Annotated in this window: 22 protein-coding genes and 3 tRNA genes; 10 read left to right on the top strand and 15 right to left on the bottom strand. The window is 53.2% G+C overall.

The features are described 5' to 3' along the window. Nucleotides 1-155 precede the first annotated feature (155 nt). From hflX to nnr, 7 genes are all read right to left on the bottom strand, one after another. Entirely contained in the window at nucleotides 156-1,436 is a 1,281-nt protein-coding gene (gene hflX / locus OGX96_RS11070) for a ribosome rescue GTPase HflX (protein WP_198802554.1), read from the bottom strand. A gap of 74 nt (nucleotides 1,437-1,510) precedes the next feature. Next, entirely contained in the window at nucleotides 1,511-1,819 is a 309-nt protein-coding gene (gene hfq / locus OGX96_RS11065) for an RNA chaperone Hfq (protein ID WP_003025584.1), read from the bottom strand. Between the two features lie 84 nt (nucleotides 1,820-1,903). Further along, on the bottom strand, nucleotides 1,904-2,854 hold the full coding sequence (gene miaA, locus OGX96_RS11060) for a tRNA (adenosine(37)-N6)-dimethylallyltransferase MiaA (RefSeq protein ID WP_198802546.1): 951 nt from the start codon (nucleotides 2,852-2,854) through the stop codon (nucleotides 1,904-1,906). Continuing rightward, nucleotides 2,847-4,721 (bottom strand): DNA mismatch repair endonuclease MutL, encoded by a 1,875-nt coding sequence (mutL, locus tag OGX96_RS11055; protein WP_198802544.1) that lies wholly within the window; start codon nucleotides 4,719-4,721, stop codon nucleotides 2,847-2,849. Before mutL ends, miaA begins: the two co-directional genes overlap by 8 nt. Nucleotides 4,722-4,730: 9 nt before the next feature. After that, nucleotides 4,731-6,062, bottom strand: coding sequence for an N-acetylmuramoyl-L-alanine amidase AmiB (gene amiB, locus OGX96_RS11050; RefSeq protein ID WP_003830500.1), 1,332 nt, complete (start codon nucleotides 6,060-6,062; stop codon nucleotides 4,731-4,733). A gap of 16 nt (nucleotides 6,063-6,078) precedes the next feature. Beyond that, entirely contained in the window at nucleotides 6,079-6,540 is a 462-nt protein-coding gene (tsaE, locus tag OGX96_RS11045; RefSeq protein WP_008786002.1) for a tRNA (adenosine(37)-N6)-threonylcarbamoyltransferase complex ATPase subunit type 1 TsaE, read from the bottom strand. Further along, the gene (gene nnr / locus OGX96_RS11040; RefSeq protein ID WP_286583022.1) at nucleotides 6,512-8,059 is read right to left on the bottom strand and encodes a bifunctional ADP-dependent NAD(P)H-hydrate dehydratase/NAD(P)H-hydrate epimerase; all 1,548 of its coding nucleotides are present in this window, start codon (nucleotides 8,057-8,059) and stop codon (nucleotides 6,512-6,514) included. Before nnr ends, tsaE begins: the two co-directional genes overlap by 29 nt. On the opposite strand from nnr, the gene queG reads away from it, so the two are divergent. Continuing rightward, entirely contained in the window at nucleotides 8,058-9,197 is a 1,140-nt protein-coding gene (queG, locus tag OGX96_RS11035; RefSeq protein WP_048215092.1) for a tRNA epoxyqueuosine(34) reductase QueG, read from the top strand. The genes nnr and queG overlap by 2 nt on opposite strands. Nucleotides 9,198-9,466: 269 nt before the next feature. On the opposite strand, the gene OGX96_RS11030 is transcribed toward queG, so the two are convergent. The 4 genes from OGX96_RS11030 to orn form a co-directional block, all read right to left on the bottom strand. Beyond that, nucleotides 9,467-9,542, bottom strand: a tRNA-Gly gene (locus OGX96_RS11030). 37 nt (nucleotides 9,543-9,579) lie between these two features. Further along, nucleotides 9,580-9,655, bottom strand: a tRNA-Gly gene (locus tag OGX96_RS11025). Between the two features lie 37 nt (nucleotides 9,656-9,692). Further along, nucleotides 9,693-9,768, bottom strand: a tRNA-Gly gene (locus OGX96_RS11020). Between the two features lie 196 nt (nucleotides 9,769-9,964). Continuing rightward, nucleotides 9,965-10,510 carry an oligoribonuclease gene (orn, locus tag OGX96_RS11015; protein ID WP_020996267.1) on the bottom strand — a complete coding sequence of 182 codons (546 nt, stop codon included), beginning with the start codon at nucleotides 10,508-10,510 and terminating at the stop codon, nucleotides 9,965-9,967. Nucleotides 10,511-10,615: 105 nt separating this feature from the next. On the opposite strand from orn, the gene rsgA reads away from it, so the two are divergent. The 3 genes from rsgA (at nucleotide 10,616) to mscM (ending at nucleotide 16,061) form a co-directional block, all read left to right on the top strand. Beyond that, a complete protein-coding gene (rsgA, locus tag OGX96_RS11010; RefSeq protein WP_170974257.1) occupies nucleotides 10,616-11,668 on the top strand; it encodes a small ribosomal subunit biogenesis GTPase RsgA in 1,053 nt (350 codons plus the stop codon). A 92-nt stretch (nucleotides 11,669-11,760) separates the two neighbouring features. After that, nucleotides 11,761-12,729: an archaetidylserine decarboxylase gene (gene asd, locus OGX96_RS11005; protein ID WP_048212901.1), complete on the top strand. Its 969-nt coding sequence runs from the start codon at nucleotides 11,761-11,763 to the stop codon at nucleotides 12,727-12,729. A 17-nt stretch (nucleotides 12,730-12,746) separates the two neighbouring features. Then, nucleotides 12,747-16,061 carry a miniconductance mechanosensitive channel MscM gene (gene mscM, locus OGX96_RS11000; protein WP_008785996.1) on the top strand — a complete coding sequence of 1,105 codons (3,315 nt, stop codon included), beginning with the start codon at nucleotides 12,747-12,749 and terminating at the stop codon, nucleotides 16,059-16,061. Nucleotides 16,062-16,242: 181 nt separating this feature from the next. Here mscM and yjeM read toward each other — a convergent pair whose 3' ends face one another. Together yjeM and epmA are read right to left on the bottom strand one after the other, a co-directional pair. Then, nucleotides 16,243-17,745 (bottom strand): glutamate/gamma-aminobutyrate family transporter YjeM, encoded by a 1,503-nt coding sequence (yjeM, locus tag OGX96_RS10995; protein ID WP_008785995.1) that lies wholly within the window; start codon nucleotides 17,743-17,745, stop codon nucleotides 16,243-16,245. A 214-nt stretch (nucleotides 17,746-17,959) separates the two neighbouring features. Further along, nucleotides 17,960-18,937, bottom strand: a complete 978-nt coding sequence (epmA, locus tag OGX96_RS10990; protein ID WP_003830517.1) for an elongation factor P--(R)-beta-lysine ligase — start codon at nucleotides 18,935-18,937, stop codon at nucleotides 17,960-17,962. Between the two features lie 324 nt (nucleotides 18,938-19,261). Between epmA and frdA the strand changes: the two genes are divergently transcribed. From frdA to frdD, 4 genes are read left to right on the top strand one after another with little or no spacing between them, the layout of a single operon-like run. After that, a complete protein-coding gene (frdA, locus tag OGX96_RS10985) occupies nucleotides 19,262-21,052 on the top strand; it encodes a fumarate reductase (quinol) flavoprotein subunit (RefSeq protein WP_003830519.1) in 1,791 nt (596 codons plus the stop codon). Then, nucleotides 21,045-21,779 (top strand): fumarate reductase iron-sulfur protein, encoded by a 735-nt coding sequence (gene frdB, locus OGX96_RS10980; protein WP_003025540.1) that lies wholly within the window; start codon nucleotides 21,045-21,047, stop codon nucleotides 21,777-21,779. The genes frdA and frdB overlap by 8 nt, the downstream gene beginning before the upstream one ends. Nucleotides 21,780-21,789: 10 nt before the next feature. Continuing rightward, nucleotides 21,790-22,185: a fumarate reductase subunit FrdC gene (frdC, locus tag OGX96_RS10975; protein ID WP_003025537.1), complete on the top strand. Its 396-nt coding sequence runs from the start codon at nucleotides 21,790-21,792 to the stop codon at nucleotides 22,183-22,185. 10 nt (nucleotides 22,186-22,195) lie between these two features. Then, nucleotides 22,196-22,552, top strand: coding sequence for a fumarate reductase subunit FrdD (gene frdD / locus OGX96_RS10970; protein WP_003025535.1), 357 nt, complete (start codon nucleotides 22,196-22,198; stop codon nucleotides 22,550-22,552). 41 nt (nucleotides 22,553-22,593) lie between these two features. On the opposite strand, the gene ampR is transcribed toward frdD, so the two are convergent. Beyond that, nucleotides 22,594-23,469: a LysR family transcriptional regulator AmpR gene (ampR, locus tag OGX96_RS10965; RefSeq protein ID WP_020996269.1), complete on the bottom strand. Its 876-nt coding sequence runs from the start codon at nucleotides 23,467-23,469 to the stop codon at nucleotides 22,594-22,596. A gap of 131 nt (nucleotides 23,470-23,600) precedes the next feature. Between ampR and blaCMY the strand changes: the two genes are divergently transcribed. Both blaCMY and OGX96_RS10955 read left to right on the top strand, forming a co-directional pair. Further along, nucleotides 23,601-24,746 (top strand): CMY-2 family class C beta-lactamase, encoded by a 1,146-nt coding sequence (gene blaCMY / locus OGX96_RS10960; RefSeq protein ID WP_286583018.1) that lies wholly within the window; start codon nucleotides 23,601-23,603, stop codon nucleotides 24,744-24,746. 93 nt (nucleotides 24,747-24,839) lie between these two features. Further along, nucleotides 24,840-25,373: a lipocalin family protein gene (locus OGX96_RS10955; protein WP_001221666.1), complete on the top strand. Its 534-nt coding sequence runs from the start codon at nucleotides 24,840-24,842 to the stop codon at nucleotides 25,371-25,373. Here OGX96_RS10955 and sugE read toward each other — a convergent pair. Next, entirely contained in the window at nucleotides 25,370-25,687 is a 318-nt protein-coding gene (gene sugE / locus OGX96_RS10950; RefSeq protein WP_000118520.1) for a quaternary ammonium compound efflux SMR transporter SugE, read from the bottom strand. The two genes, OGX96_RS10955 and sugE, sit on opposite strands and share 4 nt — an antisense overlap. Nucleotides 25,688-25,872 lie beyond the last annotated feature (185 nt).

Here is a 25,872-nt window from a genome sequence, read left to right as displayed (position 1 = left end):
CTGCGTCTTTTGCGCTGCCGTTGCGTTGGCTGCGTCCCTCAACGCCAGTCACATAGTTGACTATGCTCCTGGAGATTTCAGGACTTGCCGCCTTCCTGCCGCACAAAATCCACAAGGTATAGAGGCGAAAAAATCTTCAGGCCATATCCGTCAGATCAGACAACATAGTCTTCCAGTGCCGGTTCTTGTTTACAGAGGCGACGCCAGTCTACGATCGGCATACGAACCTGCAGACCTACGCTGCCGTCCTCCTCCATCCACTCTTTTTCTATTGCCTGAAGTTGATAAAACCGGCTTCTCAAACGCCCTTCCTGCGGCGGCAAACGCAACGTATGCTGCGCCACCTCACCGGAAAGTCGCTCAGTCAAAGCCTGAAAAAGTTGTGGTATACCAATCCCCGTTTGCGCTGATACCCAAACGCGAATGGGTTTATTCTCTTCATCTCTGTCGATACGCGGCTCAAAGTCATCCAACATATCGATTTTATTCATCACCAGCAGGGTCGGGATCTCATGCGCATCGATCTCTTCGAGCACCGTATCGACGGCCTCAATGTTTTCCTGCACACGAAAATCTGCTGCATCAATAACGTGCAGTAGCAATGTCGCCTGACGTGTTTCCTGCAAGGTGGCCTTAAACGCCGCCACCAGGTCGTGCGGCAAATGACGGATAAACCCAACGGTATCCGCCAGCACGGTCTCACCCACGTCCGCCACGTCTATTCTGCGTAGCGTCGGGTCCAGGGTCGCAAACAGCTGATCCGCTGCGTAGACCTGGGCTTCGGTGATCTGGTTGAACAGGGTGGATTTTCCGGCGTTGGTATATCCCACCAGTGATACGGTTGGGACATCCGCTTTCTTGCGCGACTGTCGCCCCTGCTCACGTTGCTTTTCAACTTTTTCCAGGCGCGACTGTATCTGCAAAATGCGATTACGCAGCAAACGACGGTCGGTTTCGAGCTGGGTTTCACCCGGACCGCGCAAACCAATCCCGCCCTTTTGCCGTTCAAGGTGAGTCCAGCCACGGACCAGACGCGTAGCCATATGGCGCAACTGCGCCAGCTCAACCTGCAACTTACCCTCATGGGTTCGCGCACGCTGGGCAAAAATATCTAAAATGAGACCAGTCCTGTCGATAACAAGACACTGGCACAACTGTTCCAGGTTACGTTCCTGGGCAGGGCTTAGAGCATGATCAAAAATCACCACCGCAGCGCCAGTCGCTTTTACGGCTTCGGCAATTTCGATTGCCTTACCTTCACCAACAAAATACTTCGGGTGCGGTGCTTTACGGCTCCCGGTAATCACCTGCATTGCTTCGACACCGGCGGAAGAAACCAGAGATTCAAACTCCTGGAGGTCTTCCATATCTTTGCCTTGCGAAAAATAGATGTGTACCAGTACCGCCTGCTCACCGGCATCATAACGGTCAAACAAGCGTCAACCCCTTAATATAAATCAACGGGGAACACAGGATCGCTGGCTCCCCGTATGTAAAACAGCTAATAACCTTATTCGGTTTCTTCGCTGTCCTGTTGCGCAGATGAACCTTGCGCGTTGCTACCGTGATGGTAGTTGCTGCCTGTGCCGCCGGTGGCATTATTGCTGTGATGAGAAACCGGACGAGACGGGACAACAGTAGAAATCGCGTGCTTATAAACCATCTGGCTGACCGTGTTTTTCAACAGGATCACGAACTGATCAAAAGACTCGATTTGACCTTGCAGCTTAATACCATTCACCAAATAAATAGAAACTGGAACACGTTCCCGACGCAGTGCGTTCAGGAACGGATCTTGTAAAGATTGCCCCTTAGCCATTCTCTCTTTTCCTTATATGCTTATTTGTACTTTGAACCTTTCGATTCTGAAAAATTGCGCACGATACGTTTCAATTGTACACATTCAGTTCGCGATAGCACCAACAACCTGTAATACTTCGTTTCGCGCCTGGTCAGGCTTTTCACTGTCAAGCCAGTGCACCCCTTCCCAACCACGCAACCAGGTTACCTGTCGCTTCGCCAACTGCCTCGTGGCGCAAACACCTCTATAAACCATTTCATCGTATGAAATTTCACCTTCAATGTATGACCACATCTGGCGATACCCTACACAACGAATGGAAGGCAAATCCGTATGCAAATCTCCACGGGCAAAAAGCGCCCGGACTTCTGCTTCAAAACCTGAAGCTAACATCTGATGAAAACGCTGCTCAATTCGCTGATGGAGCAGTTCACGGCTCGCCGGGGCGATTGCAAACTGATGCACCTGATACGGCAAAGCATCTCCTGACGTTTGCGTCAGCTCCGTTAAAGTTTTACCCGAAATGAAAAAAACTTCCAGTGCCCGGGAAAGTCTTTGCGGATCATTTGGATGAATACGCGCCGCTGCCACGGGATCGATGTCCTGAAGCTGTCGGTGTAACGCGTCCCAACCCTGCTCTGCCGCCTGCTGCTCAATTCTGGCCCTGACTACCGGGTCCGCCGACGGTAACGGCGACAGTCCTTCAAGCAAGGCTTTGAAATATAACATTGTGCCGCCCACCAGCAACGGGATACGGCCCGTGGCGGTGATGTCGGCCATTTCGGCTAACGCATCGCGACGAAAATCCGCAGCGGAGTACGCCTGCGATGGATCGCGGATATCCAGCAATCGGTGCGGTGCGGCCCGTAATTCAGCTGCATCAGGTTTGGCTGTACCGATATCCATCCCCTTGTAAATAAGGGCGGAATCAACGCTTATCAACTCTATGGGCAAAACTTTACGCAATTCAATTGCTAATGCCGTTTTACCGGAGGCCGTTGGCCCCATCAAAAAAATCGCCTTTGGCAGGCTCGCCTTACGGGTATCACTCATGTTTCAGGGCATTCATTACCGAATGTAAATCAACAGGTTGTAACAGACCACCCGGCGGTGCCTTCACGAGTTGTGGGCAGAGCCGCTCAACATCCGCTAACAGCGTAATCGCCTGTGCCATGCTCCACTGTGGATGCTCGCTCATCAGGTTACGTGCGATCCACTGTGCAATATTGCCCGGCTCGAATACGGATTGCTGCGCCAGGTAGCCTATCAGTTCAGGAATCAAGATTTGTAAATTTTGTTGGCGTAAGGGTAAAGGCACCGCCCGGATGGTCACATGCTGCGCATCCAGCTGAAATTCAATGCCCAACTCAGCCAGTTGGCTCTGTCCTTTTTGCAGTGCCACTTTTTCATCGGCGGTCACTTTTAGACGTAAAGGGATCAGTAACGGTTGAGCACAAACCGCTCCCTGACCCGGCGTTAACTGCGCCTGACGCAACCAACGCTCAGCCACCGGTAATGCCAACAACCGAATATGGCCATCACACTCGAGTAACGCGCAGTCTGCACCAACAATCGTTAGCACCCGGCCAAAGCCCTGACTGTTGCCAGTCAGAGGCGTCGATGGCGTTTCAGAGACCGGCGTTTTACGCGTTGGAGCAGGCGTCTGCATCAGTTGCTGATAAATTTCGCCCTGCTGCTTTTGGTATCCGGGTTGAGCATGAGGCCAACTGGCTCCCGCCTGACGGCCACCGCCACCACTATTGCCACTTCCAGTGCCAGCGGATGCTGAGTACCGCGGTGTCGCAGGTTCACGCGCGGGAGCCGGCTCGGCAAAATGGTTGCGTCCAGCAGCAACGCGGTTTTCCGGGATGTGCCTTGGAGCGGGTTCGTCGTCATCAGCCAACGGCAGCGGCGTTTCAAGCTGCTGTTGCAGGACGCTCAACACGCCCTGGTAAATAAAATCGTGCACCAGGCGGGATTGATGGAAACGGACCTCATGTTTAGCTGGGTGTACGTTGACATCCACTTGATGCGGATCGATTTCCAGATACAGCACAAATGCGGGCTGTTGATCGGCTCCCAGCTTATCTTCACAGGCCTGGCGGATAGCATGGTTGATCAGCCGGTCGCGCATCATCCGACCATTCACGTAGCAGTACTGGATTTCTGCCAGTGCTGCCGTTGTGTGGTTAGGATCGGCCACCCAGCCGCGCAATGTTAAATCGCCATGCTGCCATTCGATCGCCAGCGCATGTTCCAGAAACGGCGTGCCGCAAATCGCGCCCAGTCGGCGCTCTTTCTGCCCATCCGCGGCCACTGCCCGGTACTGTCGCACCACTTTGCCGTTGTGCGACAAATTTATCGTCACATCAAAACGTGCCAGCGCAATGCGGCGAATAATCTCGTCGATATGATTAAATTCGGTTTTCTCGGTGCGCATAAATTTGCGCCGCGCCGGGGTGTTGTAGAACAGATCTAGCACCTCCAGCGTGGTTCCCACCGGATGCGCAGCGGGTTTAACTGTGACATCCATGTCACGCCCTTCGGCATACGCCTGCCAGGCTTCGGGTTGTTCTTGCGTACGCGACGTCAGGGTTAAGCGAGACACGGAGCTGATACTGGCCAGCGCTTCGCCGCGAAATCCGAGGCTTACGATGGCTTCAAGATCGTCAAGCGAGGCTATTTTACTGGTGGCATGACGCGCCAACGCCAACGCCAGCTCGTCTTTTTTAATCCCGCAGCCGTTGTCACGAATACGGATAAGCTTCGCGCCGCCGCGTTCAATATCGATATCAATACGCGTCGCACCGGCATCGATGCTGTTTTCCACCAGCTCTTTCACCACTGACGCAGGCCGTTCTACCACCTCGCCTGCGGCAATCTGGTTCGCCAGCTGTGGCGGTAGAACCTGAATCGGCATGGCTAATCCTTAATTTGTTAACGTGTTACCCGGCGATATGGCGCTGGCGGTTTGCGCCGGTGCGCCCTGCGGCCCGGTTTGCATCGGGTGCGCCTGGAAATAGTTACGCAATCCTTTGTAAATCGCCTCAGCCAGTTGCTGCTGGTAATCATCGCTCGCCAACAGGCGTTCTTCGCTGTTGTTACTGATAAAGCCGGTTTCAACCAGCACTGACGGGATATCAGGCGAACGCAGTACACCAAGACTGGCGTGTTCTGGACGACGCTTATGCATCGAACCAATACGTTCTAACTGGCCGATCATGCTGGTCGCCACATCATACCCGACGCGCTGCGAATGACCGAACTGCAGATCCAGTACGGCCTGGCTGAGGTAAGGATCGGACTGGCTGTTTGCCAGCACATCGCCCGCGCCGCCCAACAACTCCGATTGCTTCTCGTGCTGTTCCAACCAGCCGGCCATCTCACTGTTCGCCCGACGGTTTGACAGCACCCAAACGGAAGCACCTGTGGCATCACGATTTGGCGCGGCATCCGCGTGAATAGAAACCAGGAAATTAGCGTTTTGTTTACGCGCGACGTCTGAACGCCCCATCACCGAGATAAAGTAATCACCATCACGGGTGAGTACGCCTTTAAACATCGGATCATCATTGAGCAAACTGCGCAGCTTGCGCGCCACGGCAATCGTGACGTTTTTCTCACGCGTGCCGCCAGGACCAATAGCGCCAGGATCCTGTCCACCGTGTCCGGCATCAATGGCAATCACCACTTTATCGCCGTTGCTGGAACTGGCGCGCGCCGCAGGGCGCGTGGAGGTATTGCTGTTAGTCACAGCCGTAGTGCGATCGTTTTCTGCTTTAAACGGATTTCGCGCTGGCTCGACAGGACGTGGGGCAACAATCGGCGCTTCAACACGCTTTGCAACCACGGGAGGTGGAGGCGGCGGCGGTGGCGCATCAGCGTTGATGGTAAACACGACGGTATAATTGCCGCCGTTCTGGCGTTTTACTGCTTCGGCTTTACCGTTCTCGGTTAAATCCACCACCAGGCGCAGAGACTGCGCATCTTTTGGCGTGCCGGAACGGATAGATTTCACCAGATTATTGCCGCTAAACAGCAGCGGTAATCCCTGAATCACACCGGTTTGTTTAATATCCAGCGCGACGGTTCGTTTCCCGTCCTGCGAAACGGCATATTCAGGATCGCCAATAAAGCTCAACGTAATCCGCGCCTGTTGATCGCCATTGGACACCTGAAGATCGGAGAGGCTGGCGGCCCCTGCCTGCGCGCACAGCAGGACCAGGGTTGCCATCAGCCAGTTTCTGATGCGATAAATCATCCCGCCACCCTTAAGGTTAATCGGCTAAACGCGCCAGCAATAAATCACCTGATGAGGAGACTGCGCTTACACGCGCCTCTCGACCTTGCGCCTGGTATTCAATGTGTATTTCGACGTCCGGGTCTGGCAGTACACCTTTACCTTGTTGCGGCCATTCCACCAGGCAGATGGCATCATTGGCAAAATAATCGCGGATCCCCATAAATTCCAGCTCCTCTGGGTCCGCAAGTCGGTATAAATCGAAGTGATATACCATCAAGTTATCGAGTGAATAGGGTTCAACCAGCGTGTAGGTGGGGCTTTTTACATTACCTTTATGACCTAACGCCTGCAGAAATCCCCGGCTGAAGGTGGTTTTACCCGCCCCCAGGTCGCCGTACAAATATATAACCGTCGCGCCGTCACAGGCTTTGGCTACCCGCAGTCCCAGGTCTAAAGTCGCCTGCTCATCAGGTAGTGGAATTACTCGATTCATCATGATAAACGTCAATCACATCAGGGTTAACAATACGCTGTAGCGTGGTAAAGAGATCCGTCGCCAGCATGCCACGCGTACCAAAACGCGCCGCCAGCACATCCGCCGCCGCTCCGTGCGCAACACATCCCGCACATGCTGCATCATACGGGGTAAGCTTCTGTCCGAGCAATGCGCCAATAATACCGGAAAGCACATCCCCCATTCCGCCGCTGGCCATCCCGGCATTGCCGGTATCAATAATACCCAACTCCGCCTGTTCAGCAGCAACAACCGTACCCGCGCCTTTCAGCACCACCACGCCTCCGTACCGTTTTACCAGACGTTGTGCACAAAGTAAGCGATCGTCTTCAATTTCTGCAATAGAACAACCCAGCAGTCGCGCGGCTTCACCTGGATGCGGCGTGATCACGCGATTGTGACGTTTATCGGGGTTGATTGCCAGCAGGTTCAGCGCATCCGCATCCCAGAGCATCGGTTTGCGAAAATTCTCCACTTTTTGCAGCGCTTTTTTGCCCCACTCCTGCTGACCAAGCCCGGGGCCTATCACCACTACATCCGCCCACGTCAGACTCTCTTCCAGCGTCTGCGGCGTCAGCGCATCGACCATCAGTTCCGGTCTGGCTGTCAAAATAGGCGCAATGTTTTCACTGCGCGTCAGCACTTTGACCAGCCCGGCACCTGCTCGCAGCGCGGCTTCCCCGGCCATGCGTATTGCGCCTGCCGTACCGTGGTCACCGCCGATAATCACCAGTCGACCGTGGGACCCCTTGTGCGAGGTGGGTCGACGCGGCGTTAGCCAGTGTGCAAGCTGTTGAGCATCAAAACGTTGTATTGGCGCATTCTGCCCCGCCAGCCAGTCGTCCAGCCCAAGTGCGTTAACATGCAGACGCCCGGTGACATCGCGCGCTTTACCGGTGAGCAGGCCCGGCTTGAGTGCAATAAAGGTAATGGTATGCGCTGCGTTGATGACCGCGCCCGGCGTCGCTCCCGTCTGCGCCAGCAGGCCGGAGGGAATGTCTATCGCCACGGTGGGGGCTGGGTGAGAATTGGCACGTTCAATCAATACCGAGAGAGACTCACGCGGCGCATGTTTTAAGCCAGTGCCTGACAGCGCATCAATAATGACGTCCACGTTATTTGGCCAATTGATATCCGTCGCGTGAATGACGCCACCAGCGTTAAGCCAGGCATCACGTGCCTGCTGCGCCTCCTCGGGGAGCGGTTTGTCACTATCCTGCGCCAGCAACGTAACTTCAAGACCCAGCGCTTTGGCAAGTCTTGCCACTACGTAACCATCACCGCCGTTGTTGCCATGACCACATAGCACCAGCCAGTGTCGGGCGTTCGGATAAGCCTCACGAGTGACCTGAAACGCCGCCTCTCCCGCCCGTTGCATCAGTTCGTAAAGCGTCAGCCCTGAACTGTCTGCCGCCTCTCGCTCCATCCGCCTGATGTCATCGGCGTGCCAGATGGAGTGTGGTATACTTGCGGGGTTTTTCTTCATTGTATGGTCCGTCATGTCAGAGCCCCTCGATCTCAATCAGTTAGCGCAAAATATTAAGCAGTGGGGGCTGGAGCTTGGCTTTCAGCAGGTCGGGATTGCCGATACCGACCTCAGCGAAGCGGAACCCAAACTGCAGGCCTGGCTGGATAAACAATACCACGGCGAGATGGACTGGATGGCCCGTCACGGCATGATGCGCGCCCGACCTCACGAATTATTGCCCGGTACGCTACGTGTCATCAGCGTACGTATGAACTATCTTCCTGCCAATGCGGCCTTCGCCAGCACATTGAAGAATCCTTCTCTGGGTTACGTCAGCCGTTACGCGCTGGGGCGCGACTACCATAAGCTGCTACGTAACCGCTTAAAAAAGCTGGGAGAGATGATTCAACAGCACTGCGTTTCGCTGAATTTTAGACCTTTTGTCGATTCTGCGCCCATTCTTGAGCGTCCGTTAGCGGAAAAAGCCGGGCTTGGCTGGACAGGTAAGCACTCACTTATCCTCAATCGCGAAGCCGGTTCATTTTTCTTCCTCGGGGAATTACTGATCGATTTACCCTTGCCGATCGACCAACCAGTAGAAGAAGGATGCGGGAAATGCGTCGCCTGCATGACCATCTGTCCCACCGGGGCCATTGTTGAACCCTATACGGTGGATGCGCGCCGCTGTATCTCTTATCTCACTATCGAACTGGAAGGCGCGATCCCGGAAGAATTTCGTCCATTGTTAGGGAATCGAATTTATGGCTGCGATGATTGCCAGCTTATTTGCCCGTGGAACCGCTATTCACAGTTGACGGCAGAAGATGACTTCAACCCGCGCAAGCAGCTTCATGCTCCGGAGTTAATAGAGCTGTTTAGCTGGAGCGAAGCGTGGTTTTTAAAAGTCACGGAGGGGTCTGCCATTCGTCGTATTGGCCACCTGCGCTGGCTGCGAAATATCGCCGTTGCGTTGGGTAATGCTCCCTGGAATGAAGCCATTCTTCACGCACTGGAAAGTCGCAGAGGTGAGCACCCACTTCTCGACGAACACATAGAGTGGGCGGTTGCTCAGCAAATCGAGAAGCGAAATGCCTGCGTAGTTGAGGTGCAGCTACCGCAGAAACAACGTTTGGTCAGGGTCATTGAGAAGGGTCTGCCGCGCGACGCTTAAGTCATCCACAGCTTGTGTATAAAAATAAAAACACATTGATATTCAAGAGGGAAAAAATCGTCAAGTGATCGCATTAACAATTTGCAATGATAATTAAATTAATAATTTCAAATAGTTAAAATGATACTATTCACCCGGCGAAGTTTTTTGCATTCCAGGAATAATACCCGAACCTGTGGATAAGTCTGTTTACAAGAGTATGTCAATGACGAAACAAAACGTCCCCAACGCGATTATTCGTTGTGGATATTTTTATTGGGGTAAGAATTTGGAGCGGGAAACGAGACTCGAACTCGCGACCCCGACCTTGGCAAGGTCGTGCTCTACCAACTGAGCTATTCCCGCTTGGGTGTGTCTGTGCTTAATAAGCACTTTCAAATTTTGGAGCGGGAAACGAGACTCGAACTCGCGACCCCGACCTTGGCAAGGTCGTGCTCTACCAACTGAGCTATTCCCGCTTGGGTGTGTCTGTGCTTAATAAGCACTTTCAAATTTTGGAGCGGGAAACGAGACTCGAACTCGCGACCCCGACCTTGGCAAGGTCGTGCTCTACCAACTGAGCTATTCCCGCAAATCTGTACTGCTTTTGTTGCTGTCGTAATTCGCATTTCTGCGTCGTTACGGGAGGCGCATTATACGAGAAATCCGTTTAGCTGCAACCCCCCTGAAAGCGTTTTTTTCGAAAATTCGCTCAAGTGATTAATTTACAATCAAGCTGAACAATTTAGCGTCAAAAAACCGGTGACGCAAGCCACCGGAGAACAAAATCAAAGATTAATAAAATGTTCGCGATAGTAAGCAAGCTCAGCAACAGATTCACGAATGTCGTCCATCGCCTGATGTGTTCCCTGCTTGGTGAAGCCCGCAAGGATTTCCGGCTTCCAACGACGCGCCAGTTCTTTGAGCGTGCTGACGTCCAGATAGCGATAATGGAAATACGCCTCCAGCTCCGGCATGTATTTAAACAGGAAACGACGATCCTGCCCGATGCTGTTGCCGCAGATAGGTGATTTCCCTTCCGGAACCCACTCTTTCAAAAAAGCCAGCGTGGCCAGTTCAGCTTCACGATCGCCCATGGTGCTCGCCTTCACGCGCTCCACCAGCCCACTTCCGGTATGCGTACGTACGTTCCAGTCATCCATTAATGCCAGCTGTTCGTCGGACTGGTGCACCGCAATTGTCGGTCCTTCAGCCAGAATATTCAGGTTGGCATCCGTCACCAGCGTGGCGATCTCAATAATGCGATCGCGCTCGGGATCCAGACCTGTCATCTCCAGATCGATCCAAATCAGGTTGTTTTCATTGGCACTCATGCTATTTTCCACCCTTCAGCGTCACATTCAGTGTGACTACATTGATCTAAAATTGTGTGTATCATAAATGTTTTGCCCATCATGGGCGACCAGGAGCCAGTCCGATTGAGTAAGAATAAACTCTCCAAAGGCCAACAGCGCCGTGTGAACGCCAATCACCAGCGTCGTCTTAAAACGTCCACGGAGAAGCCCGACTACGACGACAACCTGTTTGGCGAAACCGCTGAAGGCATCGTTATCAGCCGTTTTGGCATGCATGCCGACGTAGAGTCTGCTGACGGTGAAATTCACCGTTGCAACATCCGCCGTACAATTCGCTCGCTGGTTACTGGCGATCGCGTAGTCTGGCGCCCGGGTAAAGCGGCAGCTGAAGGCGTGAATGTCAAAGGTATCGTTGAAGCGGTACACGATCGTACTTCAGTACTGACACGCCCCGACTTTTACGACGGGGTAAAGCCTATTGCCGCCAACATCGACCAGATCGTTATTGTCTCAGCCATCTTACCCGAGCTGTCACTCAATATTATCGACCGGTATCTGGTAGCCTGCGAAACGCTACACGTTGAACCGATTATCGTGCTGAATAAGATCGATCTGCTGGATGATGAAGGCATGGCCTTCGTTAACGAACAGATGGATATCTATCGCAACATTGGCTATCGGGTGTTGATGGTATCAAGCCGCACAAAAGACGGCCTGAAACCGCTTGAAGAAGCATTAACCGATCGCATCAGCATTTTTGCCGGTCAATCGGGCGTAGGTAAATCCAGCCTACTCAATAATCTCCTCGGCCTGCAGGAAGAGATCCTGACCAATGATGTCTCTGACAACTCCGGCCTTGGACAGCACACCACCACGGCCTCTCGCCTGTATCACTTCCCGCACGGCGGCGACGTTATCGACTCCCCTGGCGTACGTGAGTTTGGACTGTGGCATCTGGAGCCGGAACAAATCACGCATGGCTTTGTCGAATTTCATGACTACCTGGGCCATTGCAAATACCGCGACTGCAAGCATGATACCGATCCAGGCTGCGCTATCCGTGAGGCTGTAGAAAAAGGGGCCATAGCCGAAACCCGGTTTGAAAATTATCACCGCATCCTGGAAAGCATGGCGCAGGTAAAAACGCGTAAAAACTTTTCTGATACAGACAACTGACAACTAAGCTAAGCATCGCTAGAATCGTCCCCCTTTTTTCAGGATCCGGCCCGTATGCCGGATCGGGAACAAATTATGGCCTGGAGGCTACCTTGTTAAACTCATTTAAGCTTTCGCTACAATACATTCTGCCGAAACTATGGCTCACTCGCCTGGCGGGTTGGGGTGCGAGCAAACGAGCGGGATGGCTGACCAAACTGGTTATCGATCTGTTCGTGAAATATTACAAGGTCGATATGAAAGAGGCGCAAAAGCCGGACACCGCCAGCTATCGCACCTTCAACGACTTCTTTGTTCGCCCGCTGCGCGATGATGCTCGCCCGATTAATACCGATCCAAACGTACTGGTCATGCCCGCTGACGGCGTGATTAACCAGTTAGGCAACATCGAGGAAGACAAACTGCTGCAGGCTAAAGGGCACAGCTATACCCTTGAAGCGCTGCTGGCTGGCAACTATCAGATGGCGGACAAATTCCGCAACGGTACGTTTGTGACCACTTACTTGTCTCCACGCGATTACCACCGTGTACACATGCCGTGTAACGGTATCCTGCGTGAAATGATGTATGTGCCGGGCGATCTCTTCTCTGTAAACATCCTGACTGCGCAAAACGTACCGAACCTGTTTGCCCGCAACGAACGTGTAATCTGTCTGTTTGATACCGAATTTGGCCCGATGGTGCAGATTCTGGTCGGCGCGACCATCGTCGGCAGCATTGAGACCGTATGGGCTGGCACCATTACCCCACCGCGTGAAGGCGTCATCAAGCGCTGGACCTGGCCGGAAGGCGAAAGCGAAGGGTCGGTGGCGCTGCTGAAAGGTCAGGAAATGGGCCGCTTTAAGCTCGGTTCCACCGTCATCAACCTGTTCGCACCTGGCAAAGTTAACCTGGTTGAGCAGTTGCAGGATCTTTCGGTGACTAAAATCGGCCAGCCAATGGCCATCTCGACCGAGACTTTCGTGACGCCAGAGGCAGAACCGGCCCCGCTGGCGAAAGAAGAGATCGAAGCAGAACACGATGCCAGCCCGCTGGTTGACGACAAAAAAGACGAAAGTTAAACATAGGAATCGCTGCTGTGCGCCTGATTATCACTTTTCTGATGGCCTGGTGCCTCAGCCTGGGGGCGTACGCTGCGACGGCCCCCGATGCCAAACAACTCACCCAGGAACTGGAGCAGGCAAAAGCGGCAAAACCTGCTCAGCCAGAAACCGTCGAAGCGCTCCAGTCCGCGCTGAATGCCCTTGAGGAGCGTAAAGGCTCTCTCGAGCGCGCCCAGCAATACCAGCAGGTTATTGATAACTTCCCCAAGCTGTCCGCAACGTTACGCGCGCAGCTTAGCAACCTGCGTGATGAACCGCGCAATGTGCCAACCGGACTCACTACCGATGCGTTAAACCAGGAGATCCTCCAGGTTAGCAGCCAACTGCTGGAAAAGAGTCGTCAGGCCCAACAGGAGCAGGATCGCGCCCGGGAAATCGCCGACTCGTTAAGCCAGCTTCCTCAACAGCAAACCGATGCCCGCCGCCAGCTCAATGAGCTTGAGCGACGCATTGGTACCGCCAACGGCAATTCCGCACAGAATCAGGCGATGCAGGCTGAATCCGCCAAACTTAAAGCCCAGGTCGATGAACTGGAGCTGGCGCAGCTTTCCGCCAATAACCGTCAGGAACTGGCGCGTATGCGCTCCGAACTGGCGGAAAAACAGAGTCAACAACTCGACGCTTACCTGCAGGCTTTGCGCAACCAGCTTAACAGTCAACGTCAGCGTGAAGCTGAGCGAGCGCTGGAAAGCACTGAACTGCTGGCGGAAAACAGCGCGGGACTGCCGGAGGGTATTGTCGACCAGTTCAAGGTAAACCGCGAGCTGTCTCAGGCCTTGAACCAGCAAGCACAGCGTATGGACCTGGTCGCTTCGCAGCAGCGTCAGGCCGCCAGCCAAACGCTGCAGGTGCGTCAGGCATTGAATACGCTGCGAGAGCAGTCTCAGTGGCTTGGGGTTTCAAATATGCTGGGAGAAGCGCTGCGAGCGCAGGTATCCCGTTTACCGGAAATGCCCAAGCCTCAGCAGTTGGATACCGAAATGGCGCAGCTTCGCGTACACCGCATGCGCTATGAGGATCTCCTCAACAAACAGCCGCAGTTGCGTCAGATTCATCAGGCCGATGGACAACCGCTGACCGCTGAACAGAGCAGCATCCTCAACGCCCAGCTACGCACCCAGCGTGAGTTGCTGAACTCATTGTTACAGGGCGGCGATACGCTGATCCTTGAGCTGACCAAGCTCAAAGTTTCCAACAGCCAACTGGAAGATGCGCTAAAAGAGGTCAATGAAGCGACACACCGCTACCTGTTCTGGACGTCAGACGTTAGCCCTATCTCGCTCTCCTGGCCTGTCGACATCGTTCAGGATCTGCGGCGTCTGATCTCATTAGATACGTTTAATCAGTTGGGCAAAGCCAGCATCATGATGCTGACCAGCAAAGAAACGCTGCTACCGCTGTTCGCGGCGTTGGTGTTAGTTGGCTTTAGCCTCTCTTCGCGCAAGCACTTCACCCGTTTCCTTGAACGCTCGTCCGCGCGGGTCGGGAAAGTCACCCAGGATCACTTCTGGCTGACAATACGCACGGTATTCTGGTCAATACTCGTCGCTTCACCATTGCCAGTGTTGTGGGCAACGCTCGGTTACGGATTGCAGGAAGCCTGGCCTTATCCGTTGGCTGTCGCGATCGGCGATGGCGTTACCGCCACGGTGCCCATGCTGTGGGCAGTAATGATCTGCGCCACCTTTGCACGTCCCAACGGTCTGTTCATTGCCCACTTTGGCTGGCCGCGGAACCGCGTCGCGAAAGCCATGCACTATTACCTGATGAGCATCGGGCTGATTGTCCCGTTGATCATGGCGGTTATTATGTTTGATAACCTCAATGACCGGGAATTCTCCGCCTCACTGGGGCGTCTGTGCTTTATTCTGATTTGCGGTGCGCTGGCTGTCGTAACCCTGAGCCTGAAACGCGCCGGGATACCGCTGTACCTCGATAAAGAGGGCAACAGCGATAACATGGTCAACAGCATGCTGTGGAATATGCTGATGGGTGCGCCGCTGATTGCCATTCTCGCCGCGGCAGTAGGCTACCTCGCCACATCACAAGCCCTGCTGGCACGTCTGGAAACGTCTGTAGCGATTTGGTTCTTATTACTGGTGGTGTATCACGTTATCCGCCGTTGGATGCTGATTCAGCGTCGCCGCCTGGCGTTTGACCGCGCCAAGCATCGACGCGCTGAAATGCTGGCGCAGCGCGCGCGGGGCGAAGAAGAACCGCCGCATTCCACCAGCCTTGAAGGCGCGATTGACGTTGATGAAAGCGAAGTGGATCTGGATGCTATCAGCGCGCAATCGCTGCGCCTGGTGCGTTCTATCCTGATGCTTATCGCCCTGCTCTCGGTCATTGTACTGTGGTCAGAAATTCATTCCGCTTTCGGCTTCCTGGAAAACATCTCGTTGTGGGATGTCACCTCCACGGTTCAGGGCGTGGAAAGCTTAGAACCGATAACGCTGGGCGCGGTGCTTATCGCGATTCTGGTATTTATCATCACCACCCAGTTAGTGCGCAACCTACCCGCGCTGCTGGAACTGGCACTACTGCAACATCTGGATTTAACCCCCGGCACCGGTTATGCCATCACCACCATCACCAAGTATCTGCTGATGCTGATTGGCGGTCTGGTTGGCTTCTCGATGATCGGTATTGAATGGTCCAAACTGCAATGGCTGGTGGCGGCTCTCGGTGTCGGTCTGGGCTTTGGTTTGCAGGAGATCTTCGCCAACTTTATTTCCGGTCTGATTATCCTGTTTGAAAAACCAATCCGCATTGGCGACACGGTGACGATTCGCGATCTTACCGGTAGCGTGACGAAAATTAATACCCGCGCCACCACTATCAGCGACTGGGACCGCAAAGAGATCATCGTGCCCAACAAAGCCTTTATCACCGAACAGTTTATCAACTGGTCGTTATCCGATTCGGTCACCCGTGTGGTGTTAACCATCCCGGCACCGTCAGAGGCGAACAGCGAGGAGGTTACGCAGATCCTGCTGACTGCCGCGCAGCGCTGTTCGCTGGTTATCGATAACCCGGCGCCAGAAGTCTTCCTGGTTGACCTGCAACAAGGCATTCAAATCTTCGAACTGCGTATTTATGCCGCCGAGATGGGGCATCGCATGCCGCTGCGCCATGAAATCCACCAACTGATTCTGGCAGGCTTCCGCGAGCACGGTATTGATATGCCGTTCCCTCCGTTCCAGATGCGTCTGGAGAGCCTCGGCGGTAAGCAAACAGGGAGAACATTAAGTTCTGCAGGAAGAGGCAGTCGCCCGGCAGGGAGTTTGTAACGCACAATGCAGGCAAGAAATACCGGATGGCGACCCGTGGGGTCTTATCCGGCCTACGGGTCTGCAATTAACCTGTAGGCCCGATAAGCTTGCGCCATCGGGCATTTCATCGCCGATTACAGACATTTTCGAGCTTAATATGCGTCCGGATCGGCAACAGGCAATAAACGCCAGATGGCCTTTATTCCACCGCCCACTCAGGCTCGTTGGTCGTGCGACGGCTGTAGTTCTGATAAATCGCCATCGCCAGCAGTGAGAAGAAGATCGGACCGCCGGTCATCCACAGTGCGCTGTTCCAGTCTCCGGCTTCAATTACCGGCTGGATGATGGTGAACACGTTGGCAAACGTCACCACCAGCACGACCACTCCCGTTGCCAGCAGCGTCGCTGCTCGGGTTTTAAAGACAACAAACGGCCTTTCCAGACCCGGACGGGATTTAAAGAACGGGAACGCCAGCGCCAGGAACAGATACGGCAGCGTCATCGAGACATTCGCCATCAGCGTCAGTTTGTTATAGAACGCCGAAGCCGTATCGCCACCAAATGAAACCAACAGGATAAACAGGCTCACCAGCAGGCACTGTAACCACATTGCCGTCGTCGGCATCCCTACGGCATTAAGTTTGGTCATCGGCGCGGGCCACAACGCCTTCGGCGTGCCCTGTATAATCGCTTTCAGCGGTGAGTAGCTGAGGGTGAAAAAAGCGCCGGTGTAGGCAAGGAACATGGAAAGCCCGGTAATACGTGCAAACCATACGCCCATCACCATTGCGGCATCAGGGGAAAGATGTAGCGCGTTACCCAACGTCATTCCGAGGCTTTTCATCAGGATATAGGTAATATTCCCGAGGTTAACTGAGCTATTACTTAATACCTGCTGCCAGTTGGTGCTAACGCCCCATAAAAAGATGGCCAGTGAATAACCAACAGAAATGACAATAGCGGCAAAGACAATGCCTTTTGCAAAGTTCTTTTCTGGTTTTTCTGTTTTATCAACCAGTCCCCCCACAGCTTCAATTCCGCCGTAAGCAAAAATGGCAAACACAACAAATGACAACATTGCCAGTCCAGACTGATATCCTGGATTAGGCGAAGAGATGAAATTAATATCCTGTGCAAAGTGGCCACCAGTTAATAACAAAATAGCGACACTCACTAACAACAGAACTAAATTAAGACACATTACGGCAATTCCACCTACAGCCGTAATACGCGCAATCTTATTAATACCCCGGGATGCCACGCAGGTCACCAGGATCATCCAACCGACTGCGAGCAGTCCGACAACCTGCGTAGGCTCAAGCCCTGCAATACGCCAGTGCTGCGTCATGTCTGCGCCAAACAAGAAGGTTGAAAAAGGTACCCAGACTTTCGCCGCAGTACTAACCATCCATATCACATAAGAAGAAAACCACATAAACGTGCCGATAAACGCATAGCGTGGTCCAACGCTATTATTCATCCACGAATAGATTCCCCCCTCTTCTTTCCGATAGGCCGAACCCATTTCCGCCATCATTAAAGCAAATGGAATAAAGAATAATAATGCAGAAAATATATACCACGGTATTGCACTATACCCCATTAAATAGAACGCGGAGGGGCTATTAGCAAAACCGAAAACTGACGTAAATATCATGAGAATGAGACCTATCAGGCTCATCTTTTTTATTGTTTGGGTCATTAAACCATCCCTTACTCTGGCAAGCGTTTAACAAACGCCGCTCACCGGTTGGCACTGCTCTCTTTGCAGAGTTCAGCGATAAAAAAATCAACACAGAATTGATACCTAAACGATATCAAATATCCAGGTGTAAATTGTGGCTATTAGAGGGGAAATGAAAAAATATGCTACAAAGTGGCGATTAAGCCACCACTTTGTATTGCAGAAGAGTAAGTTATGCGCGATCGACGGTAAATGCGATTACCTCGGCCAGGCTCTCTGCGCCCAGCGCCAGCATCACCAGACGGTCAACGCCCAGCGCCACGCCTGAGCAATCCGGCATGCCGACTTTCAGCGCTTCCAGCAGGTTGGTATCGATAGGTTGCTGTGGTAAGCCTCGTGCGGCACGTTTGCGGTTATCCTGTTCAAACCGCTGCTGCTGTTCGCGCGCGTCGGTCAATTCATGGAAACCATTCGCCAGCTCAATACCTTTGTAATAAACCTCGAAACGTTCAGCCACGCGGTGATCTTCGGTACTGATTTGCGCCAGTGATGCCTGGCTGGCCGGGAAATGATACACAAACGTCGGCTTGTCTTTACCAATATGCGGTTCAACACCCATCGTAAACAGCAGTTGCAGTAAGGTATCCCGGTCTTCTTCGGTATCAGCGATATTGCTGAGATCCAATTTCGCCGCCACTTCCCGCAGTTGGGTTTTATCCGCAGACAGCGGGTCAATCTCCAGATGGCGCTGGAAGGCCTGCTGGTAAGAAAGGCTTTCCGCAGGTGAGCAGTCCAGCACCTGCTGGAGCAAATCATCCACTTCATTCATCAGGCGATACATATCGTAGTGCGGACGATACCACTCAAGCATGGTGAATTCAGGGTTATGATGGCGCCCCATCTCTTCATTACGGAAGCTGCGGCACAGTTGATACACCGGGCCGCATCCTGCCACCAGCAGGCGCTTCATATGGTATTCAGGGCTGGTCATTAAATAGAGATTCATTCCCTGGGAGTGTCCAGGGCCAACGAAACGCGTTTCGAACGGGAACAGGTGGATGTCCGTTACCGTTGCCTGACTCATACAAGGGGTCTCAACCTCAAGCACGCCACGATCGGCAAAAAAGCGGCGAATCTCCGCTATAATTGCTGCACGTTTTAACAGATTGGGGATGGACGCGCTCGGCTGCCAGGTTGCCGTTTCGCTCATGGTTGTTTCTCCGATTTATGACAAGGGCACGAAGTCTACTCGTATCGCGCTAACGAGACAAATTTCAGGCAGCACTAATCATCACTGGCAATTGGATAAAAAAAGCGACTTAGGGTGGTTTAGTAATTAAATTAATCAAATTCAATGATAATTCCCCCCTATGACACGCTAAAAAAATCGAACACGTCAAATTTCCCGCACATCCCTAAGACTATACTATTGTACCTATAAAGGAGCAGTGGAAACGCGTTCATAACCTGTTTGAAGCCGATGAAGCATCTGATTTCAGGCAGGGATGAAATAACAACAATCTGGAGGAATGTCGTGCAAACCTTTCAAGCCGATCTTGCCATTATAGGCGCCGGTGGCGCGGGATTACGTGCTGCAATTGCTGCCGCACAAGCAAATCCCAACGCTAAAATCGCACTGATCTCAAAAGTGTACCCAATGCGCAGCCATACCGTTGCTGCCGAAGGCGGCTCTGCTGCTGTCGCGCAGGATCATGACAGCTTTGACTACCATTTTCACGATACGGTAGCAGGCGGAGACTGGCTGTGTGAGCAGGATGTCGTGGATTACTTTGTCCACCACTGCCCAACTGAAATGACGCAACTGGAACAATGGGGCTGCCCATGGAGCCGTCGTGAAGACGGTAGCGTCAACGTACGTCGCTTCGGCGGCATGAAAATCGAGCGTACCTGGTTTGCCGCGGATAAGACCGGCTTCCACATGCTGCATACGCTGTTCCAAACATCTTTGCAGTTCCCGCAGATTCAGCGCTTTGACGAACACTTCGTTCTGGATATCCTGGTTGACGACGGTCATGCTCGCGGCCTGGTTGCCATGAACATGATGGAAGGCACGCTGGTGCAAATCCGTGCTAACGCTGTTGTTATGGCAACGGGCGGCGCAGGTCGTGTTTACCGTTACAACACCAACGGCGGCATCGTAACCGGCGACGGTATGGGCATGGCGCTGAGCCACGGCGTTCCGCTGCGTGATATGGAATTCGTTCAGTATCACCCAACAGGTCTGCCAGGCTCCGGTATCCTGATGACTGAAGGCTGCCGTGGTGAAGGCGGTATTCTGGTCAACAAAAACGGCTACCGTTATCTGCAAGACTACGGCATGGGTCCGGAAACCCCGCTGGGCGAGCCAAAAAACAAATACATGGAACTCGGTCCGCGCGACAAAGTTTCTCAGGCGTTCTGGCACGAATGGCGCAAAGGCAACACCATTTCCACTCCGCGTGGCGATGTGGTTCACCTCGACCTGCGTCACCTCGGCGAGAAAAAACTGCTCGAACGTTTACCGTTCATTTGCGAACTGGCGAAAGCTTACGTGGGTGTCGATCCGGTTAAAGAACCGATCCCGGTACGTCCGACCGCGCACTACACCATGGGCGGTATCGAAACCGATCAGCACTGTGAAACCCGCATTAAAGGTCTGTTCGCTGTCGGCGAATGTTCCTCTGTTGGTCTGCATGGCGCTAACCGTCTGGGCTCTAACTCCCTGGCAGAACTGGTGGTCTTCGGTCGTATGGCCGGTGAGCAGGCAGCAGAACGCGCTGCAACGGCTGGCGCTGCAAACAGTGCCGCTCTTGATGCACAGGTTGCTGGCGTTGAAAAACGTCTGAAAGATCTGGTTAACCAGGAAGGTAACGAAAACTGGTCTAAGATCCGTGACGAAATGGGCCTGTCCATGGAAGAAGGTTGCGGTATCTACCGTACGCCGGAACTCATGCAGAAAACCGTTGATAAGCTGGCGGAACTGCAGGAACGCTTCAAGCGCGTACGTATCACTGATACCTCCAGCGTCTTCAACACCGACCTGCTGTATACCATCGAACTGGGTCACGGTCTGAACGTTGCTGAATGTATGGCGCACTCTGCTCTGGCGCGTAAAGAATCCCGCGGCGCGCACCAGCGTCTGGACGAAGGCTGCACCGAGCGTGACGATGTGAACTTCCTCAAACACACCCTCGCCTTCCGCGATGCTGACGGCACGACTCGCCTGGAATACAGCGACGTGAAAATCACCACTCTGCCACCGGCTAAACGTGTTTACGGTGGCGAAGCGGAAGCAGCCGATAAGAAGGAGAAGGCGAATGGCTGAGATGAAAAACCTGAAAGTTGAGGTGGTGCGCTATAACCCGGAAACCGATACCGCGCCGCACAGTGCTTTCTACGAAGTTCCTTATGATGAAACCACGTCACTGCTGGATGCGCTGGGCTACATCAAGGATAACCTGGCACCGGACCTGAGCTACCGCTGGTCCTGCCGTATGGCGATCTGCGGCTCCTGCGGCATGATGGTCAACAATGTACCGAAACTGGCATGCAAAACCTTCCTGCGTGATTACACCAACGGCATGAAGGTTGAAGCGCTGGGCAACTTCCCGATTGAGCGCGATCTGGTCGTCGACATGACGCACTTTATCGAAAGCCTGGAAGCGATCAAACCGTACATTATCGGTAACCCGCGTACACCGGATCAGGGTCCAAACACCCAGACTCCGGCGCAGATGGCGAAGTATCATCAGTTCTCCGGTTGCATCAACTGTGGTCTGTGCTATGCCGCGTGTCCGCAGTTCGGCCTGAACCCTGAGTTCATTGGACCGGCTGCGATTACGCTGGCGCATCGTTACAACGAAGATAGCCGCGACCACGGTAAGAAGGAGCGTATGGCTCAGTTGAACAGCCCGAACGGCGTCTGGACCTGTACTTTCGTGGGCTACTGCTCCGAAGTCTGCCCGAAACACGTCGATCCGGCTGCGGCCATTCAGCAGGGTAAAGTTGAAAGTTCAAAAGACTTTCTTATCGCTACCCTGAAACCACGCTAAGGAGTGCACGATGACGACTAAACGTAAAGCCTATGTGCGGCCAATGACGTCCACCTGGTGGAAAAAGCTGCCATTTTATCGTTTTTACATGCTGCGTGAAGGCACGGCAGTTCCGGCAGTCTGGTTCAGCATTGAACTGATTATCGGCCTGTTTGCACTCAAGCATGGTGCAGAGTCCTGGATGGGCTTTGTCGCCTTTTTGCAAAACCCGGTGGTGGTAATCCTTAACATTATCGCCCTGGCAGCAGCGCTGCTGCATACCAAAACCTGGTTTGAGCTGGCGCCAAAAGCAGCCAACATCATCGTTAAAGACGAAAAAATGGGGCCAGAGCCGATCATCAAGGGTCTCTGGGCAGTTACTGTGGTTGCGACAGTAGTCATACTGTTTGTTGCCCTGTTCTGGTAAGGAGTCCGGAATGATTAATCCAAATCCAAAACGCTCTGACGAACCCGTATTCTGGGGCCTGTTTGGTGCAGGCGGTATGTGGAGCGCAATCATTGCGCCAGTAATGATCCTGCTGGTAGGCATTATGCTGCCGCTGGGCTTTGTTCCTGATGCTTTCAGCTATGAACGCGTACTGGCATTCGCTCAGAGCTTCATCGGACGTGCGTTTCTGTTCCTGATGATCGTTCTGCCGCTGTGGTGTGGTTTACACCGTATGCACCACGCGATGCATGACCTGAAAATCCACGTGCCTGCTGGCAAATGGGTCTTCTACGGACTGGCAGCAATCCTGACCGTTGTAACGGCTATTGGTATTCTGACCATCTAAGTACATGCGTTAATTATCAGGCCCGCCATTGGCGGGCCTTTTTATTTGTGCAGCATTCCTGTCAACCAACGGGAAAATTCACGCATCGCGGGTGTCTCCGGACGCGATTGCAAACGCGTTATCCAGTAACTTCCCAAATCAATCTGCGTTAAAAACGGTTGAACGATTCGTTCCCTACTGAGTAAATGCGTGAACATTCTGACTGGTGCAATTGCCACACCGATCCCCGCCTGCGCGGCTTCCAGCATGGTGACGGACGAATCAAACACCACCACGTTGTGCGTCGGTGACGGGGGCGCCTCTCCGGCGGCCTGCATCCAAAGCGTCCATTCATCCCGCCGATACGATCGTAATAACGGAAATTTCAGGATGTCCGCAGGCGTTTGTATCTGCGAAGCCAATGTTGGCGAACACAGTGGAGACATCAACGCGCTACATAAATATTGCGCGTCGGTATCGTGCCAGGCTCCCCCTCCGTAGCGAATGGTATAATCCAGCCCTTCGGCAGCGGGATCCACGCGGTTATTATGGGTAGAAATATGCAAATCAATATGCGGGTAACTGCGCTTAAAATCGCCCAGTAGAGGAAACAGACACCCAACCGCAAAGGTCCCCACCACGCCAATTTTAAGTTTTTCCTGGGTCTGTTTGGTGGCAAAACGATCCAGCATCCCCGCCATACGATCGAAAGAGTCATTAAGTACAGGTAACAGACTTTCCCCTTCAGTGGTCAACATTAATCCACGAGAACCGCGCACAAAAAGCTGACAATTTAGCTGCTGCTCCAGCGCTTTTACATGCTGACTGATGGCAGAATGCGTCACGTTGAGCTCAATCGCGGCGCGGGTAAAACTGAGATGTCTGGCCGCGGCTTCAAAAGCCCGCAGCGAGTTAAGAGGGATATAGCTACGCGTCATCATCCGGCCTGTTAGAAAAACTTATATCTGCTGCTAAATTTAACCGTTTGTCAACACGGTGCAAATCAAACACACTGATTGCGTCTGACGGGCCCGGACACCCTTTTGCTTTTAATTACGGAACTGATTTCATGATGAAAAAATCGTTATGCTGCGCTCTGCTGCTGACAGCCCCTTTCTCCACGTTTGCCGCCGCCAAAACAGAACAACAGATTGCCGATATCGTTAATCGCACCATCACCCCGTTGATGCAGGAGCAGGCTATTCCGGGTATGGCCGTTGCCGTTATCTACCAGGGAAAACCCTATTATTTCACCTGGGGTAAAGCCGATATCGCCAATAACCACCCAGTCACGCAGCAAACTCTGTTTGAGCTAGGGTCGGTCAGTAAGACGTTTAACGGCGTGTTGGGCGGCGATGCTATCGCCCGCGGCGAAATTAAGCTCAGCGATCCGGTCACGAAATACTGGCCAGAACTGACAGGCAAACAGTGGCAGGGTATCAGCCTGCTGCACTTAGCCACCTATACGGCAGGCGGCCTACCGCTGCAGATCCCCGATGACGTTACTGATAAAGCCGCATTACTGCACTTTTATCAAAACTGGCAGCCTCAATGGGCTCCGGGCGCTAAGAGACTTTACGCTAACTCCAGCATTGGTCTGTTTGGCGCGCTGGCGGTGAAACCCTCAGGTATGAGCTACGAAGAGGCAATGACCAAACGCGTCCTGCAGCCATTAAAACTGGCGCATACCTGGATTACGATTCCGCAGAGCGAACAAAAAGATTATGCCTGGGGCTATCGCGAAGGGAAGCCTGTACACGTTTCTCCGGGACAACTTGACGCCGAAGCCTATGGCGTGAAATCCAGCGTTATTGATATGGCACGCTGGGTTCAGGCCAACATGGATGCCAGCCGCGTTCAGGAGAAAACGCTCCAGCAAGGCATTGCGCTTGCGCAGTCTCGCTACTGGCGTATTGGCGATATGTACCAGGGATTAGGCTGGGAGATGCTGAACTGGCCGCTGAAAGCTGATTCGATCATCAACGGTAGCGACAGCAAAGTGGCATTGGCAGCGCTTCCCGCCGTTGAGGTAAACCCGCCCGCCCCCGCAGTGAAAGCCTCATGGGTGCATAAAACGGGATCCACTGGAGGATTTGGCAGCTACGTAGCCTTCATTCCAGAAAAAAACCTTGGCATCGTGATGCTGGCAAACAAAAGCTATCCTAACCCTGTCCGTGTCGAGGCGGCCTGGCGCATTCTTGAAAAGCTGCAATAACTAACGATGAGGCCCAGGATATTGGGCCTCCTTTCTTTCTCTTTTTTTCCTGTTGTCATCTACACTTAACAAAAATACAGCAAGGAAAATCCCATGCGCATTTTGCCCGTCGTTGCTGCAGTTACGGCTGCATTCCTGGTTGTCGCGTGTAGCTCCCCGACACCGCCGAAAGGCGTTACCGTGGTAAATAACTTTGATGCCAAACGCTATCTGGGAACCTGGTATGAAATTGCGCGCTTCGACCATCGTTTCGAGCGCGGATTGGATAAAGTGACCGCAACATACAGCTTGCGCGACGACGGCGGCATCAACGTTATTAACAAGGGCTATAACCCTGACAGGGAGATGTGGCAGAAAACGGAAGGGAAAGCCTATTTCACCGGCGACCCAAGCAGAGCCGCGCTTAAGGTTTCTTTTTTCGGCCCCTTCTATGGCGGGTATAACGTAATTGCACTCGACCGGGAATATCGTCACGCGCTGGTTTGTGGTCCGGATCGCGACTACCTGTGGATCCTTTCACGGACCCCTACTATTTCAGATGAAATGAAACAGCAAATGTTAGCCATCGCGACCCGGGAAGGGTTTGAAGTGAATAAACTGATTTGGGTGAAACAGCCTGGCGCTTAGTGAGTGCTCAGCTTCAGACCAATAATGCCAGCAACGATCAGCCCAAGGCTCAGCAAACGTGCCGGGCTGGCAGACTCACCCAGCAGCAAAATCCCTGTAATGGCCGCCCCAACAGCGCCAATACCGGTCCAGACCGCATAAGCGGTTCCTACAGGCAACGTGCGCATTGCCCAGGAGAGCATGGCGATACTGACGATCATCGCCGCAATAGTGATAATGCTTGGCGTAAGACGCGTAAAACCGTGGGTGTATTTCAGGCCAATCGCCCAGACAACTTCGAGCAAACCTGCAATTAATAAAACGATCCAGGACATATCAGGCTCCAGAACAATGGGGCCGTCCCCGGTGAAAGAAGCGTTTGCAGGTCGTCCTGCAAAGCTAATGTGTGAAATGGCATTTTTGCCCGGAAGAAAATGAATTTCAACCTTTTTATTCACCGCCTGCTAAAAGCAAGAATTAAGCATAATTAGCGGCGTAGTTCCCGCATTTGGCACTCATC

The sequence above is a fragment of the Citrobacter sp. Cpo100 genome (assembly GCF_030332595.1).
Taxonomy (GTDB): Bacteria; Pseudomonadota; Gammaproteobacteria; order Enterobacterales; family Enterobacteriaceae; genus Citrobacter; species Citrobacter portucalensis.
The sequence above is the reverse complement of the archived record's forward strand: the minus strand, read 5'-3'. Positions and strand labels throughout refer to the sequence as shown.

Coding starts and splice junctions, on each gene's coding strand:
- sugE (WP_000118520.1), bottom strand. CDS start 25,687: ATGTCCTGGATCGTTTTATTAATTGCAGGTTTGCTCGAAGTTGTCTGG.
- epmA (WP_003830517.1), bottom strand. CDS start 18,937: ATGAGCGAAACGGCAACCTGGCAGCCGAGCGCGTCCATCCCCAATCTG.
- OGX96_RS10955 (WP_001221666.1), top strand. CDS start 24,840: ATGCGCATTTTGCCCGTCGTTGCTGCAGTTACGGCTGCATTCCTGGTT.
- frdB (WP_003025540.1), top strand. CDS start 21,045: ATGGCTGAGATGAAAAACCTGAAAGTTGAGGTGGTGCGCTATAACCCG.
- ampR (WP_020996269.1), bottom strand. CDS start 23,469: ATGACGCGTAGCTATATCCCTCTTAACTCGCTGCGGGCTTTTGAAGCC.
- frdD (WP_003025535.1), top strand. CDS start 22,196: ATGATTAATCCAAATCCAAAACGCTCTGACGAACCCGTATTCTGGGGC.
- mutL (WP_198802544.1), bottom strand. CDS start 4,721: ATGCCGATTCAGGTTCTACCGCCACAGCTGGCGAACCAGATTGCCGCA.
- miaA (WP_198802546.1), bottom strand. CDS start 2,854: ATGAGTGATACCCGTAAGGCGAGCCTGCCAAAGGCGATTTTTTTGATG.
- amiB (WP_003830500.1), bottom strand. CDS start 6,062: ATGATTTATCGCATCAGAAACTGGCTGATGGCAACCCTGGTCCTGCTG.
- nnr (WP_286583022.1), bottom strand. CDS start 8,059: ATGACGGACCATACAATGAAGAAAAACCCCGCAAGTATACCACACTCC.
- tsaE (WP_008786002.1), bottom strand. CDS start 6,540: ATGATGAATCGAGTAATTCCACTACCTGATGAGCAGGCGACTTTAGAC.
- frdC (WP_003025537.1), top strand. CDS start 21,790: ATGACGACTAAACGTAAAGCCTATGTGCGGCCAATGACGTCCACCTGG.
- blaCMY (WP_286583018.1), top strand. CDS start 23,601: ATGATGAAAAAATCGTTATGCTGCGCTCTGCTGCTGACAGCCCCTTTC.
- orn (WP_020996267.1), bottom strand. CDS start 10,510: ATGAGTGCCAATGAAAACAACCTGATTTGGATCGATCTGGAGATGACA.
- hfq (WP_003025584.1), bottom strand. CDS start 1,819: ATGGCTAAGGGGCAATCTTTACAAGATCCGTTCCTGAACGCACTGCGT.
- yjeM (WP_008785995.1), bottom strand. CDS start 17,745: ATGACCCAAACAATAAAAAAGATGAGCCTGATAGGTCTCATTCTCATG.
- queG (WP_048215092.1), top strand. CDS start 8,058: ATGTCAGAGCCCCTCGATCTCAATCAGTTAGCGCAAAATATTAAGCAG.